We start from the raw sequence: 14,068 nt of genomic DNA on the forward strand, positions 1-14,068 counted from the left end.
AAGCCAACCCTAGGGGCGCGGGGCTGTGTTCGATATGCGGCTCCGCCGCGTGGGCGCGACCAGCCACAACGAACCCGCACTCGCCAGCGCTACCGATCCCTCCCACACGCATAGGCGAGCGGCGAGATCAACTCCTCCGCATCCGGCAGCCAACGATTAGCCGCAGTCGGCCGACAAGCCCACTGCACAGCCCCCCGAGACCCGAACCGCGTAGGGGGCGCAGCCACATACCCACCCTCACCCAGCACCACAAGATCAAGAGAAGCCGGCGCCCACCCGATCTTCCGCACCAGATCCGGCACCTTCACCGAAGCCCCGGGCAGAACGAAGAACTCCATCCGCCGCGCCGGCGTCAACGTCACAGGCCCGAGCGTCAACTCCATCCGCTCCATCCGGGCCAGCGCGAGAAACCCCGAACTCTCCGGGACGGAAATCGCGTCGAACGTCCGCCCCGTGGGCAACAGAATCGAAGCCGCCGGCTGCTTCTGCCACATCCGCCGCGCGACCGTCGCACTGCCCGTCGCCTGAGTCGCCCAGTCCTCACGCGCCGGGTGTGCGCCGGGTGCGGCGCACGCGGGGTCGCCGCAGGAGCAGTGCTGCACCCCGTCGACGGCTTCCAGCCAGGTGCCGGGGAAGACGTCCCAGTGGCGCTCCTCGGCGTAGCGTACGGCTGTCTCCAGCAGCGATTCCCCGCGCTGCTTCGGAATCTGAGCGGCTTCGGTGCCCGCGATCGTCTCTTCCACGCCCAACACAACTCCCGCACCCACCTGGAGTTACGGGCGTAGCGCGCGCGGGGGAGGGGCATCGATTCCGCAACTGGGGCGCATGGAGGCATGTGCGGGGGCGCGCGGGAGGAACGACGGCGGGAGTTGGGTAGCCAGGTGTGGGGCGAGCATCAGCTTTTACCCCGGCATTCCTCGCATGCTTCGCATTTTCGCCATGTTCGCTGGGCATTGATCTTCACGGCCGGATCTTTTCGCTTCAGGGGTTGTTCCCAGGGGGTACGCCATGGCCGCAAGGCCACTTGTCGCGCGGCAGCCGAACGAACGGCTGCAGGCGCTCATCCAGGAGGCGGGGTGCTCGAACGCCGGGCTGGCCCGCCGGGTCAACATGTGCGGCGCCGAGCACGGTCTCGACCTGCGCTACGACAAGACGTCCGTGGCCCGTTGGCTGCGGGGACAGCAGCCGCGCGGGCGGGCTCCGGCGATCATCGCCGAGGCGCTGGGCCGCAAGCTGGGCCGTACGGTCACGATCGACGAGATCGGCATGGCCAACGGCAAGAACCTCGCGTCGGGCGTGGGCCTGCAGTTCTCGCCGACCGTCCTCGGGGCCATCGAGCAGGTGTGTGAGCTGTGGCGCAGCGACGTGGGGCGCCGGGACTTCCTGTCGGGTTCGTCGGTCGCCGCGTCCGCGCTGGTCGAGCCGAGCCGTGACTGGCTGATCTCCTCGCCGGACTCGCAGGTCGCCCGTGCGGCGGGGCCGAGGGTGGGCCAGTCCGACGTGGCGGCCGTGCGCGCGATGACCCAGGCGCTGAGCGAGCTGGACCATCAGTACGGCAGCGGGCATGTGCGCCCGGTCGTCGTGCACTACCTCAACAGCGTCGTCTCCGGGCTGCTCGCGGGGTCGTACCGGGAGGCCGTGGGGCGTGAACTCTTCGCCGCCGTCGCCCGGTTGACGGAACTCGCCGGCTACATGGCCGTGGATACAGGGCAACCCGGCCTGGCGCAGCGGTACTACATCCAGGCCCTGCGCCTCGCGCAGGCGGCCGGGGACCGGGGCTACGGCGGGTACGTGCTCGCCGCGTCCATGAGTCACCTTGCCGCACAGCTCGGAAACCCGCGTGAGATCGCGCAGTTGGCGCGGGCGGCGCAGGAGGGGGCGCGTGGGCGGGTGACCCCGCGGGCCGAGGCGATGTTCTACGCGGCGGAGGCGCGCGGGCATGCCCTGATGGGGGACGCGCGGTCGGCGCAGCTCGCGTCGGGGCGTGCGGTGAGCGCGCTGGACGCGGCGGATCCGTCGGCCGGGGACGACCCGGCGTGGATCGCGCACTTCGACGAGGCGTATCTCGCCGACGAGTTGGCGCACTGCCACCGGGATCTGGGACAGGCGGAAGCTGCGGCCCGGTCCGCGCAGGAGTCCCTGGACGGGCACCCGGAATCGCGGGCGCGCCGACGGGCCATCGGGTACGTCCTTCTCGCGAGCGCGCAGGTGCAGCAGCGCGAGATCGAGCAGGCCTGCAACACGGGCCTGAAAGCAGTGGAGTTGCTCGGTTCGCTGCGGTCCAACCGGGGCGCCGAGTACCTGGACGACTTCCAGCAGCGCCTGGAGCCGTACCGGGAGGAGCCGGTGGTGCGGGAGTTCGGGGCACGGATGGAGTTGCAGGCCGCCGCGTGAACGGCGGGGGGGCCAGGAGGTGAACACCGCTCCGGTGCGGAAAGGAGTGCGGACAGCGGCACTTGGAGCGGATACGGGCCCGGGACTGTTACCGGCGTCACAAGATGGCAGGTCCAGCCCAGTGCTGCGTGGCACCGGGCTCGGGGTACCCGGTAGCGTGAGCCGACGATCCCGAAGGTCCCCCATTCGTAGGAGTCCCGGTGACGCAGAGTGGACAGGGCGAGGAGCCCTCGGCGCGGCCCGCGCGCGAAGGCATCGTGCTGCCCTCCGACGGAGGCGCACCCCTCCTGCCGGGTATGACGGGCGGACGCGGTGACCAACAGTCGGGCGGGCAGCCCGCGATAGCGCCCCCGGCCGCAGGCCAGTCGTGGGGCGGGTCGTGGGGCCCGGACCAGCAGCACGACCCCCAGCACCACCAGCAGCACCAGGCCCCGCCGCCGGGCCAGGGCTGGGGAGACCCGCAACAGCAGCCGCCGCAGCAACCGGCGCAGCAGTGGGGCGCCGGGCCCGAGCAGCCCGCGCCGTCCCCGTGGGGCGCCCAGGACGGCATCCCGGGCCAGCCGGGCGCCCTGCCCCAGGAGAGCGCCCAGCACGCGGCCTACGGCGTCCAGCAGCAGTCGTACGCACAGGAGTACCCGTCGGGATACGCCCCGGAGCACTCCGCCGGGTACGTCGGCGCGGGCTACGCCTCCGACCAGGCGCACGCCATACCCCGGTCCACCGACCAGGGGTACGGGACCGCCGACCAGGGCTACGGAACCGATGCCCAGGGCTATGGATACGGGCCCGGTGCTTCCGGTTCCGGCGCGCCCCTGCCGACGTCCTCCGCGTCCTTGCCGGCCGTCGCCGCGACCGCGTTCCCGAGCGCCCCGCTGCCGCCCGCCGACGAGGGGGCGACGCAGTACATCCCGCCGGTGGTCAACGTGCCCGGCGACGAAGGTGCCACCCAGTTCCTGCCGCCGGTCACCGCCGCCGGCATGGCCGCCATGGACGAGGGCGCGACCCAGTACATCCCGCCCGTCGGGCCCGGCGCGCTGCCGCCCGAGATGCCCGCGGGCCCGATGCCGCAGGCCGCGCACCCCGACGCGCAGCCGACGCAGTTCCTCCCGCCGGTGCCCGCGCAGGGCGCCGCTCCCGGGTACGGGGTACGGGCGGGCGGGCCGGACGACCGGCAGCCGCCCGCCGAGTTCGACAACCTCTTCCGCAGCGACGCCGGGGCCGAGCAGCCGTCCGGGGCCACGCAGCAGATGCCCCGCTTCCAGCAGCCGCCGCGCGCCGAACAGCCGGGGCAGCAGGGTTACGGCCAGGCCCAACCGCCGTACGCGCAACCGTCGTACGCACAGCCGTCGTACGTCCCGCCCGGGCAGGACGGCGGACGGCGCGGGGCGCAGGACGACGACGGTGGTGGCCGGGGCGGGCGGCGTTCGCGGGTGCCGTTGATCGCCGGGGTCGGGGTCGGTATCGCGATCCTCGGGGTCGGTGCAGGGGCGCTGCTCAGCGGGGGTGGCGGCAAGAGCGACGACACCAACAAGACGGTCGCCGCCACGTCGGCCGCGACGGACGGTTCCTCGTCGGCGGGCACCGATGTCGCCAAGCAACAGGCCGTCGCCCTGGACAAGTTGCTCGCCGACAGCGGCAGCAGCCGTGCCTCGGTGATCAACGCCGTGGGCAATGTGAAGGCCTGCAACAAGCTCGGCGAATCCGCCTCCGATCTGCGGGACGCGGCCAAGCAGCGCGGCGAACTGGTCACCAAGCTCTCGCAGTTGACGGTCGACAAGCTGCCGGACAACGCGGCCCTGACCACCGCGCTCACCAACGCGTGGAAGGCGTCCGCGTCGGCAGACAACCACTACGCGACCTGGGCCGACCAGGCGGCGGGCAAGAAGGGCTGCAAGAAGGGCCAGGCCCGGACCACCGGCCAGACCGCGGCGGGCAACGCGGCGAGCGGCGTCGCCAGCAACCAGAAGGTGAAGGCCGCCGCCCTCTGGAACACGATCGCGAAGACCTACGGCCTGACCCAGCGCCAGCCGACCCAGCTCTAGCTCTGACCGCTCCCGACAGGCACTCCCGACAGCGCGAATCTCAGCAGACCTCAGCAGATCTCGGCGGACCTCAGTCGAGGTTCGCGCCGTCGAGCGTCTTCGTCATATCGAAGAAGCCTTTCCTCGCGGACACCAGAACACCCTTCCGTACGATCTGCAGGGTCACGGCCGCATTCACCAGCCGGGCCAGGCCGACCGAGGCGAGATTGTCGTCGCGGGGGCTCCACTGCAGCGTCGGCGTGAGCCCGCCCGTGGTGACCTTCACACCGTCGTCGAGGGCGCGCCGTACGGTGTCGGCGCTGATGTCACCGCTGCCGAGCGAGTTCACGACGGTCTTGAACGCGGTGTACGCGATCCAGGTGGTCTCCACCCCCGCGTCCGCCGGGTCGATGCGGTTGTCGCCGAAGGCCACCTCGTTGATCGCCTTCTTCATCGGGTCCCAGCGCGCGTCGCCCGCGACCGGGTACCAGCCGGTGATGTACGACCCCTCGTAGGGCCCGGACTGGCCGCCCGTCGAGTTGATCTCGGTCTGGTCGACGCTGCCGAGCACGGTCGCGGCGTGCACCGCGGGATAGTCCTGGCGGTCGCGCCGGAAGGAGTCCATGAAGGTGTCGGTGCGGTCCCCGAGCGAGGGCACCACACAGCCCTCCTTGCCCGAGCCGCCGCTCGCGCTCTTCAGGGCGCGCGCCGACTGGGCCGCGTACTCGGTGGCGTCGTCGGCCGCGAGCTGGTCGGTCGCCGCCGCGTGGCCGCCCGCCGAGAGCCCGGCGTTCAGCAGCGGGGGCAGGTCGTCGCCGGCGATGGAGTCGGGCCGTACGAGGGTGACCGGGCCACAGGTCGAGGCGAGTTCCTTGCCGAGGCCCGCGAGCAGCGCGGGCTGGCCGCCGTTGACGGGGTAGGACAGGGCGCGGGTGAACTCGTCGGTCGTGACGCCGTAGCCGCCTATGTACGGGATGCCGGCGCCCTCCAGCGGGGCGAAGTACGAGTCGCTGAACTCGCTGTAGGAGCCGACGACCGCGACGACGTTCTCCTGCACGGCCTCGCGGGCGCACTTCGCGGCGGACACGCTGGTGTTGTGGTCGTTGCAGGTCAGCACCTTGAGCTTGCGGCCGTTGATGCCGCCGTGCTTGTTGATCCACTTCGCGTACGCCGTCGCCATGGCGGGCATGCCGGGTTTGTTGGTCGCGTTGGTGTCCCACGGCGCCCAGGTCATGACGGTGATCGAGCCGTCGCCGGAGCCCGCCGTGGTGCCGGGGATGACCCCGCAGCCGGCCAGGAGCGAGGCGCATGCTCCCAGAGCCGCCGCCGACATGACGGTTGCTCTGACGGGCCGGGTGAAGGTGGGGAGGAAGGTGCTGCGGTTGCGTCGCCTGCCTGTCATGGACAGACACGCTTCCGGCACGCCACTAACCCGGGAGTGACCAGGGGTCAACAAGTGGTGACGCGGAGGTGAATTACGGGGGGCGTTCCTGTGTGTGTGACGAGGAACGTACGATCGATGACCGTGCAAGGTTCGGAGAACTCTTCCCGTCGCCCCCGTCGCTCCTCCACCATGGGCGGCATGCCACTGAACGACATGCCCTGGTGGCGCTGGCGCAGCAACGTGCGTTCCGCGCTGCACATGCTCTCGGACCCGGCGTTCCAGCAGAACGTCTGGCTGGCCGGTGTCGACGGCTACGGCGACGTCACCGACGCCGTCTACCGCCTCGTCGAGGACACCTGGCTCGACAACTGGTCCGCCGAGAAGTACGTCGGCACGATCTTCCGCGACTCCCAGGAGGCGGCCCTCGTGGACACCGCCGTCCTGCGCGTCCTGCGGATCATGCACCAGGTCGGCCCGGACGCCCACGTCTCCGTGTACGTCGACCACGAGGCGTGGCCGGACGCGGTACGGGCGGCGCGGGACGCGCATGTGCGGATGGCGGTGAGCGACGGGGATGATCCGGATACGCCGCCGCGGACGCTGGAGGTGTTGCAGATCATTACGCGGTCCGCGTAGGGCTGGGTTTCGGTTTCGTTGTTGAGTGCGGGTGCGTCGTGGTTGCTCGCGCCGTTCCCCGCACCCCTTCGTGACGCGCCGTGTGTTTAGTTGGTGCGGGTGGGTCCGGGTGGCGGACGGCGGTGCCTTCGCTCAGGGGGATATGGGACCCTGTCCTGCATGAACGCCCAGTCCACCGTCGCCGCGGCAGCCGCCGACCAGTACGTCCTCACCCTGTCCTGCCCCGACAAGCAGGGCATCGTGCACGCCGTGTCGAGCTACCTCTTCATGACCGGCTGCAACATCGAGGACAGCCAGCAGTTCGGCGACCACGACACGGGACTGTTCTTCATGCGCGTCCACTTCTCGGCGGAGTCGCCGGTGACGGTGGAGAAGCTGCGGGCGAGCTTCGCGGCGATCGGTGACGCCTTCCACATGGACTGGCAGGTCAACCGGGCCGCGGACCGGATGCGGGTCGTGCTCATGGTCAGCAAGTTCGGGCACTGTCTGAACGACCTGCTGTTCCGGGCCCGGATCGGGGCGTTGCCGGTGGAGATCGCGGCGGTGGTGTCCAATCACACGGACTTCGCTGAGCTGGTGGAGTCGTACCACATCCCCTTCCACCACATTCCGGTGACGAAGGAGACCAAGGCGGAGGCCGAGGCGCGGGTCCTGGACCTGGTCCGCGAGGAGGACGTCGAACTCGTCGTCCTCGCCCGCTATATGCAGGTCCTCTCCGACGACTTCTGCAAGGCGCTCAGTGGGCGGATCATCAACATCCACCACTCCTTCCTGCCGAGCTTCAAGGGCGCGAAGCCGTATCACCAGGCTCACCTGCGGGGCGTGAAGCTGATCGGAGCGACGGCGCACTATGTCACCGCCGACCTCGACGAGGGCCCGATCATCGAGCAGGAGGTCGAGCGGGTGGGTCATGACGTGACGCCGGACCAGTTGGTGGCGGTCGGTCGGGATGTGGAGTGCCAGGCGCTGGCGCGAGCCGTCAAGTGGCACGCGGAACGCCGGATCCTGCTCAACGGGCGCCGGACGGTTGTTTTCGCCTAGGAGCTCGGGGCTTCGCGTTTGAGGGGCGGCTGCGGCTGCGTGGGGGCTGGTCGCGCAGTTCCCCGCGCCCCTTCGTAACTCGGGCCCAGTTTTGAGGGGCGCGGGGAACGGCGCGAGCAACCACGACGCACCCGCAGCCGTCGACGATCCCGAACCCCTCCAGGGGCGCGAGGAACTGCGCGAGCAACCACAACGCACCCGCAGCCATCGACGAACCCGAACCCCCCTCGGGGGCGCGGGGCTGTATGGATATGCGGCTCCGCCGCGTGGGCGCGACCATCCCCACTCACCCGCACCCCCCGACGACCCCGCACCCCACCCCTACATCCGGCTCAACGACGCCGTAGCGAACAGCACATCCCTGATCGCCTCCCGGTCACCGAGCTGCCCCGCAGCCGCGTCCTCCGGCGAAACATGCCCCGCAGCGAGCTGGCAGAACTCCACACCATCCAGGGCGATATGGGCAACCTCCCGCTCCGCCGACCCCACCGCCCCGGGCGAGTCGAGGGCGATCAGCCACTCACCCCCACCATGCCCCTCGATCTCCAGCCGAAGGCTACGACCAGGCTCCCCCACCCCCACCAGATGCCGACCCCCGCCCGGCGAAGCCAACCCATGTCGCCGCCGATCAGCCAGCACAACCGGCAACATCCGGGCGGCGAGATCGATCATCCGGTTCAGGTAGCGCGGGGACGGAGGATCGTACGGATAGTCCACCGCCTCCGCGATATCCCCCGCGTGCACCCAGCACTCGAAGGCCCGATCGAGCATCGCATCATGCAAGGGAAGCTCGAAGTCGCCGTAGGAGACGGCCAGTTTGCCGGTGGTGCCGCCGGTGAACGACACCGTGCGGACGATGTTGTGGGTCTGCTCGCGCCACGGCGAGCGGATGGACCGGGTCGGCGGGAAGTGCGAAGACTTCCAGTACGCCTCCGTGCGCGAGGCCGGCGTCAACGCCTTCGCGGTCTCCCCGGTCAGCGGGTCGCCGAGCCCCAGCGCCGCCGCGACCAGGCCGTCGACGGTCAGCAGATGCGCGATGACCCCGGCGACAGTCGTACGACGACTCGTCGGCCCCTCGCCCTCGAACCACCGCAACCGCACGGGCGCGTGCCACTCGGCGTCGCCTATGTCCTGCAACAGGGCATCCAGCCGGGCACTCTCCGCGTCGTACGGCGCCGCCCACACCGGCACCGGGATGCGCGGCGGCCGGCGATCGAAGGAACTGCTCAGGACGCGGGTCCGCAGCCCGGGGTCGAGGTCCAGGGGCTCGACGGGGTGCAGCAGCCCGACCGCACCGCGCAACCGCAACGCCTCGTCCGCACAGGCCCCGCACTCACCGAGATGCTCCTCCACCGCAGCCGTCTCCGCCGCCGAGCACGCGGCCAGCGCCCACGCACCGAGCAGCGCCTTCAGCACCCGGTGCTCCAACACCAGCGGCACGGCCCGGGACTCGGCCGCGTCCAGCTCGGGCAGCGGGCGCCCGGTGTCCTCCACGGAGGCACGCGGCATCGGAATCCGCAGCGGCTCCCCCTCCCCGCTCACGGAACCACCGGAACCGCCGCCGGCACCTTCACCGGAACCGCCGCCGGGAACATCACCGGAACGGCCGCCGGAACCGCCCGGCCCACCCCGCACGCCGTCGCCGTCACCGTCGTCGTCGTTCACCGAACCGCCGTTCCCGGAGCCGTCGTTCACAGGGCGGCCGTCCTCGGAGTCACCGGGCCTTCCGGACCCGCCGGACCCACCCGCCCCACCCTGCGCAGGCACGACGGCCCCCTCACCTTCCCCGGCCCCTTCGCCGTCCCCCTTGTGACCCTCGTGACCCTCGTGACCCTCGGACCTCTCGAACCCGTCCCGCCATGCGTCGCTCACGCCCCACCCCCCGCTCCCGGCGGTGCGCCGGCGTCGTGGGCGGTGGACAGGAGCTGGAGGCCGAGGCGGAGGCGGCGGCGGGCCTCGTCCTCCGTGACGCCGAGGTCGACGGCGGTCTGGCGGTAGTCGCGGCGCTGGAAGTAGGCCAGCTCCAGGGCGGCCCGCAGCGGGGCGGGCATGGACGTGACGATGTAGTCGGCGCGGGCGGCGACGGAGGCACGGCGGACCTTGCGCTCCAGTTCCTCCGTGGAGCCCTGGCCGCCCTGCGCGAGGGCGGCCGTCTCGGTGGCGCGCAGCCGCCGCACGGCGAGGCGGTGGGTCAACGCGGCCACCCAGGAACGCAGCGGGCCCTGCTTGGGGTCGTAGGCGTCGGGGTGTTCCCACACATGGGCGAAGACCTCGCGGGTGATGCCGTCGGCGGCACTCTCGTCGCCCAGCACGCGGTGGGCGAGGGAGTGCACGAGGGAGCCGAAGCGGTCGTACAGCTCACCGAGGGCCGCCGCCTCGCCGCGGGCCAGCCGCTGCTGCATCTTGCGGTCCCAACGGGGCGGTGCGTCCTTCGTCGCCATGCGGCCCCCTCACCGTGTCCGTGCCCGAGCCAAGCGTGCGCTCACCGTCTCTTCGAATGTAGTGGGCACGTCTGGCAGCGCACCCCCCATTCTGCAATTGCACGCCCCCGAGGCGGCGCGGGTGGTAACGGATCTGCGCCTACCCTGCCCACACCTGATCGAACAGGATCGAAGGCGACTAAAACAAGCCTCTTCCGGCCGGTTTCCGTTTCTGCCCCCGTGTTTCAGGGAACGGCCGCTGGGCAGCCGCGCTGCAAGGAAGCGTAGGTACGGCTTCCGTTTCCGGACGGTTTCCGGGAGTTCCGGCTAGCGAAAGGCGCGATGGTGGCCTTCAAAGTGAACGACGGCGAGCGCGGCGGCTGGTCCGTACTCCTCGTGTCCGGCGAACTGGACCTGGTGACCTCGCCGGTGCTGCGCCAGCGGGTGCACGACGTGGTGGCCGAGGGGCAGCACAGCCTGGTCCTGGACCTCTCCGAGGTGCTGTTCTGCGACTCCAGCGGCGTCGGCGTGCTCATCGCCTCCCGCCGCCTGATCCGCTCCTGCCAGGGACACCTGCGCGTGGTCCTGCCCGCCCAGGGCGCGGTCGACGGCTCGCACGTCAACCGGGTCCTCGGCGCCCTCGGCGTGCGCCGCCTCTTCGATGTCTATCCCGATGTGATGACCGCCACAGAGGACGAACCCGAGGACGAAGCGGACCCCCTCTCGGCGTGACGCGTCGGTTTCCGGCGTGACGTCGTTGTTTCGGAATTTCCCCGATCTTGGTACAAGCGACGTTTTCGGCTCCCGGACCCGCCCCGGCGTCGTACGCTCCGTGCCAAGCGCACCCCACATGAGTAAGGCGGCCCGAAAGACATGGTCAGCACCGAGTACGAGCGACGGATCGCGGCCCGTTTCGCCACCTTCGACCAGGACGGCAACGGGTTCATCGACCGGGAGGACTTCAACTCGGCGGCCAAGGCGCTGCTCGCGGAGTTCGGTACGGCGGCCCGCTCCGACAAGGGCCAGGCCCTGTACATCGGCGCGGAGGCGTTCTGGCAGGGCATGGCCGGCATCGCGGACCGGGACGGCGACCAGCGCGTCAGCCGCGAGGAGTTCGTGAACGGCGCGGTCAAGCGGCTGCGCGACAACCCCGAGCGGTTCGCCGAGATCGGCCGCCCCTTCCTGCACGCGGCCCTCGACGTCGCGGACCCGGACGGCGACGGCTCGGCCACCATCGCGGACACGGTGCGCGTCCTCAAGGCCCTCGGCGTGCCGGACGAGATCGCCGCGATGGCAGCCGACGCCCTCGACACGGACAGCGACGGCAAGGTCGGCGAGGCGGAGATCATCTCCTCCTTCGCCCGCTACTTCACCGTCCCCGAATAGCGTTCCCGCAGCTTGTACTTGAGCACTTTCCGCAAGGCGTCGTTGCGCGGAAGGGCGTCCACGATCTCCAGCTGCTCCGGCAGCTTGTGCACGGACAGCCCTTCCGCGCGCAGATAGTCCGTGACGGTGGCAAGGGTCAACTCCCCGGCCCCCGGCGGCTGTTCGACCACCGCACACACCCGCTCCCCACGCTCCGCGTCCGGCAGTCCTACGACGGCCACGTCCCCGACGCCCGGATGCGCGGCCAGCAGATCCTCGATCTCCTTGGCCGAGATGTTCTCCCCCTTGCGGATGATCACGTCCTTCAGCCGCCCGGTGAGGATGAGATGCCCGGTGTCTGTCAGGAGACCAAGGTCACCGGTCCGCAGGAAGCCGTCCCCATCGAACGCCTCCGCCGTCTGCGCCGGATCCAAGTACCCCTGACACACAGCCTCCCCGCGCAACCGCACCTCGCCACCCTCGGCTATCCGTATCTCCATCCCTTCCGGCGGCCGCCCCTCGGTAGTCGCCAGATTCTCTACGGTGTCGTCGGGCGCCCCCATCGTGATCATCGGCACCTCGGTCATGCCGTACCCGTGGGTGAGTTGGACCCCCATCTCCCGTACGACGGAGTGGTAGACCTCCGGCGGCTTGGGCGCCCCGCCGCCCGCGAGCAGCCGTAGCGAGGGGATCACCTTCTGGCCGGGCTGCTTGCGCTGCTCGGCAAGGAACATGGAATAGAAGGCAGTTGAGCCGCCGGCCACCGTCACCCTGTGCTTGCGGTATCCCTCCAGCGCGTCCGGCAGCGCGAACTGCTCGAACATCACCGCCGGGAAGCCGTAGAGCAGCAGCATCACCGTGTAGTCGGGCCCGGCGATGTGCGCGTACGGGAAGGCCAACGAGCCCACGTCGTCCGCCGTGAGACGGAGCGCGTGCGCGAGGCACGAGCCGCCCGCGATCAGTGAACGGTCCGTGTGCAGCACGCCCTTGGGGTCGGAGGTGGTGCCGGAGGTCCAGTAGATCCAGCGGACCGAGGTGCCGTCGGTGGGCGGGGCGGGCAGCAACGCCGGGTCGCCGTCCGGGAGTTGAGCGCCGTCGTACGCCTCGAAGATCCCCTTCGCGCCGAGCCGCCGCGCCATCTCCGCGTAGTCGAAGCCGCGCCAGGTGCCCGGCACCGCGAAGTACTCGGCCTTCGACTCCCGTAGCGCGAAGCCGACTTCGCGGTCCCGGTAGAAGGGAATCACCGGTGTCTGTACGGCGCCCAGGCGGGCCAGCGCGAAGGAGAGCAGGGCCGTCTCGATGCGGGTGGGCAGCTGCCAGGCGACGACCGTGCCGGGGCGTACGCCCATGCCGTACAGGCCGGCCGCGACGCGCTCCGACCGGTCGCGCAACTCGCCGAAGCTCAGGGCCCGGTCGTCCTGGAGGAGGACCGGGCGGTCGGGGGTCAAGTCGGCTCGGCGGGCGACCAGTTCCCACAGGGTGCGGGAGGAACTCAGGGAGTACGCCGTCTCGTTCATGGTCCCCTCCTTGGCTGACGACTCGTCAGGTGACATGCTATCTGACGGGTCATCAGATAAGTGCCGTCCCTGCGGAGGGGAACCCATGACCACCGAACTGCCCCGCATCATCAGCGTCGACGACCACGTGATCGAACCCGCGCACCTCTTCGAGACCTGGCTGCCGAAGAAATACCGCGACCGCGGCCCCCAGCCGCTCACCGCCGGAATCGGCGAACTCGCCTACGTGGCGGGCAAATACCAGATCACGATGGACCCGGACGGCCCGCCCACCGACTGGTGGATCTACGAGGACCTCAAGTTCCCGTACAAGCGCAACATCGCCGCCGTCGGCTTCGACCGCGACGAGATGACCCTGGAGGGCATCACCCGCGAGCAGATGCGCAGGGGTTGTTGGGACCCCAAGGCGCGGCTCGCGGACATGGACCTCAACCACGTCGAGGGCTCGCTCTGCTTTCCGACCTTCCCGCGCTTCTGCGGCCAGACCTTCGCCGAGGCCCACGACAAGGAGGTCGCCCTCGCCTGCGTCCGCGCCTACAACGACTGGATGGTCGAAGAGTGGTGCGGAGACAGCGGCGGCCGGCTCATCCCGCTGTGCCTGATCCCTTTGTGGGACGTGGAGTTGGCGGTCGAGGAGATCCGCCGGAACGCGGCCCGCGGAGTGCGCGCGATGACCTTCTCCGAGATCCCCACCTACCTCGGGCTGCCGTCCATCCACTCCGGCTACTGGGACCCGTTCTTCGCGGTCTGCCAGGAGACGGGCACGGTCGTCAACATGCACATCGGCAGCAGCTCCCAGATGCCCGCCGCATCGCCGGACGCGCCCCCCGCCGTACAGGCGTCCCTCTCCTTCAACAACGCGATGGCCTCGATGATGGACTTCCTCTTCAGCGGGGTCCTGGTGAAGTTCCCGACCCTCAAACTCGCGTACTCCGAGGGGCAGATGGGCTGGATCCCGTACGCCCTGGAACGTGCCGACGACGTGTGGGAGGAGCACCGCGCGTGGGGCGGGGTGCGCGACCTGATCCCCGAGCCGCCGTCGACGTACTACTACCGTCAGATGTTCTGCTGCTTCTTCCGCGACAAGCACGGGGTCGCTTCGCTGGATGTGGTGGGCCGGGACAACGCCACGTTCGAGACCGACTACCCGCACGTCGACTCGACCTTCCCGCACACCAAGGAGGTCGCCCTCGACCATGTGAAGGGCCTCGACGACGAGACGGTCTACAAGCTCATGCGGGGCAACGCGATCCGCATGCTGGGCCTGGACCTCGATCGGTGATGGCTCAC

General features: G+C 70.3%; 12 protein-coding genes. 7 read left to right on the forward strand and 5 right to left on the reverse strand.

Features of this window, described 5'->3' with window-relative positions:
• Window positions 1-89: 89 nt before the first annotated feature.
• Complete coding sequence (locus SPR02S_RS12630; RefSeq protein ID WP_019057328.1) at window positions 90-752, reverse strand: bifunctional DNA primase/polymerase; 663 nt, start codon at window positions 750-752, stop codon at window positions 90-92.
• A 256-nt stretch (window positions 753-1,008) separates the two neighbouring features.
• Between SPR02S_RS12630 and SPR02S_RS12635 the strand changes: the two genes are divergently transcribed.
• Window positions 1,009-2,394: an NsdA family TPR-like regulatory protein gene (locus tag SPR02S_RS12635; RefSeq protein ID WP_019057329.1), complete on the forward strand. Its 1,386-nt coding sequence runs from the start codon at window positions 1,009-1,011 to the stop codon at window positions 2,392-2,394.
• Between the two features lie 200 nt (window positions 2,395-2,594).
• A complete protein-coding gene (locus tag SPR02S_RS12640) occupies window positions 2,595-4,436 on the forward strand; it encodes a hypothetical protein (RefSeq protein ID WP_019057330.1) in 1,842 nt (613 codons plus the stop codon).
• Between the two features lie 70 nt (window positions 4,437-4,506).
• Here SPR02S_RS12640 and SPR02S_RS12645 read toward each other — a convergent pair whose 3' ends face one another.
• On the reverse strand, window positions 4,507-5,817 hold the full coding sequence (locus tag SPR02S_RS12645) for an ABC transporter substrate-binding protein (protein WP_019057331.1): 1,311 nt from the start codon (window positions 5,815-5,817) through the stop codon (window positions 4,507-4,509).
• A 117-nt stretch (window positions 5,818-5,934) separates the two neighbouring features.
• Here SPR02S_RS12645 and SPR02S_RS12650 point away from each other — a divergent pair, with 117 nt between their 5' ends.
• Window positions 5,935-6,435 carry an SCO4402 family protein gene (locus SPR02S_RS12650; protein WP_026150474.1) on the forward strand — a complete coding sequence of 167 codons (501 nt, stop codon included), beginning with the start codon at window positions 5,935-5,937 and terminating at the stop codon, window positions 6,433-6,435.
• A gap of 159 nt (window positions 6,436-6,594) precedes the next feature.
• Window positions 6,595-7,476 (forward strand): formyltetrahydrofolate deformylase, encoded by an 882-nt coding sequence (gene purU, locus SPR02S_RS12655; RefSeq protein WP_019057333.1) that lies wholly within the window; start codon window positions 6,595-6,597, stop codon window positions 7,474-7,476.
• Between the two features lie 321 nt (window positions 7,477-7,797).
• Here purU and SPR02S_RS12660 read toward each other — a convergent pair whose 3' ends face one another.
• Both SPR02S_RS12660 and SPR02S_RS12665 read right to left on the reverse strand, forming a co-directional pair.
• Window positions 7,798-9,018 carry a maleylpyruvate isomerase N-terminal domain-containing protein gene (locus SPR02S_RS12660; protein ID WP_019057334.1) on the reverse strand — a complete coding sequence of 407 codons (1,221 nt, stop codon included), beginning with the start codon at window positions 9,016-9,018 and terminating at the stop codon, window positions 7,798-7,800.
• A gap of 326 nt (window positions 9,019-9,344) precedes the next feature.
• Window positions 9,345-9,917 (reverse strand): sigma-70 family RNA polymerase sigma factor, encoded by a 573-nt coding sequence (locus tag SPR02S_RS12665; RefSeq protein ID WP_019057335.1) that lies wholly within the window; start codon window positions 9,915-9,917, stop codon window positions 9,345-9,347.
• A gap of 321 nt (window positions 9,918-10,238) precedes the next feature.
• Between SPR02S_RS12665 and SPR02S_RS12670 the strand changes: the two genes are divergently transcribed.
• A complete protein-coding gene (locus tag SPR02S_RS12670; protein ID WP_019057336.1) occupies window positions 10,239-10,628 on the forward strand; it encodes an STAS domain-containing protein in 390 nt (129 codons plus the stop codon).
• 141 nt (window positions 10,629-10,769) lie between these two features.
• Window positions 10,770-11,282, forward strand: a complete 513-nt coding sequence (locus SPR02S_RS12675) for an EF-hand domain-containing protein (protein WP_019057337.1) — start codon at window positions 10,770-10,772, stop codon at window positions 11,280-11,282.
• On the opposite strand, the gene SPR02S_RS12680 is transcribed toward SPR02S_RS12675, so the two are convergent.
• Window positions 11,261-12,778: a class I adenylate-forming enzyme family protein gene (locus SPR02S_RS12680; protein WP_019057338.1), complete on the reverse strand. Its 1,518-nt coding sequence runs from the start codon at window positions 12,776-12,778 to the stop codon at window positions 11,261-11,263. The genes SPR02S_RS12675 and SPR02S_RS12680 overlap by 22 nt on opposite strands.
• An 85-nt stretch (window positions 12,779-12,863) precedes the next feature.
• On the opposite strand from SPR02S_RS12680, the gene SPR02S_RS12685 reads away from it, so the two are divergent.
• Entirely contained in the window at window positions 12,864-14,060 is a 1,197-nt protein-coding gene (locus SPR02S_RS12685) for an amidohydrolase family protein (RefSeq protein WP_019057339.1), read from the forward strand.
• Window positions 14,061-14,068: the final 8 nt, after the last annotated feature.

It is taken from the genome of Streptomyces prunicolor NBRC 13075, assembly GCF_000367365.1.
Lineage (GTDB): Bacteria > Actinomycetota > Actinomycetes > Streptomycetales > Streptomycetaceae > Streptomyces > Streptomyces prunicolor.

Excerpts from the sequence above, each read along its gene's own strand:
- SPR02S_RS12665 (WP_019057335.1), bottom strand. The coding sequence starts at position 9,917 with ATGGCGACGAAGGACGCACCGCCCCGTTGGGACCGCAAGATGCAGCAG.
- SPR02S_RS12650 (WP_026150474.1), top strand. The coding sequence starts at position 5,935 with ATGACCGTGCAAGGTTCGGAGAACTCTTCCCGTCGCCCCCGTCGCTCC.
- SPR02S_RS12645 (WP_019057331.1), bottom strand. The coding sequence starts at position 5,817 with ATGACAGGCAGGCGACGCAACCGCAGCACCTTCCTCCCCACCTTCACC.
- purU (WP_019057333.1), top strand. The coding sequence starts at position 6,595 with ATGAACGCCCAGTCCACCGTCGCCGCGGCAGCCGCCGACCAGTACGTC.
- SPR02S_RS12670 (WP_019057336.1), top strand. The coding sequence starts at position 10,239 with ATGGTGGCCTTCAAAGTGAACGACGGCGAGCGCGGCGGCTGGTCCGTA.
- SPR02S_RS12675 (WP_019057337.1), top strand. The coding sequence starts at position 10,770 with ATGGTCAGCACCGAGTACGAGCGACGGATCGCGGCCCGTTTCGCCACC.
- SPR02S_RS12635 (WP_019057329.1), top strand. The coding sequence starts at position 1,009 with ATGGCCGCAAGGCCACTTGTCGCGCGGCAGCCGAACGAACGGCTGCAG.
- SPR02S_RS12685 (WP_019057339.1), top strand. The coding sequence starts at position 12,864 with ATGACCACCGAACTGCCCCGCATCATCAGCGTCGACGACCACGTGATC.
- SPR02S_RS12680 (WP_019057338.1), bottom strand. The coding sequence starts at position 12,778 with ATGAACGAGACGGCGTACTCCCTGAGTTCCTCCCGCACCCTGTGGGAA.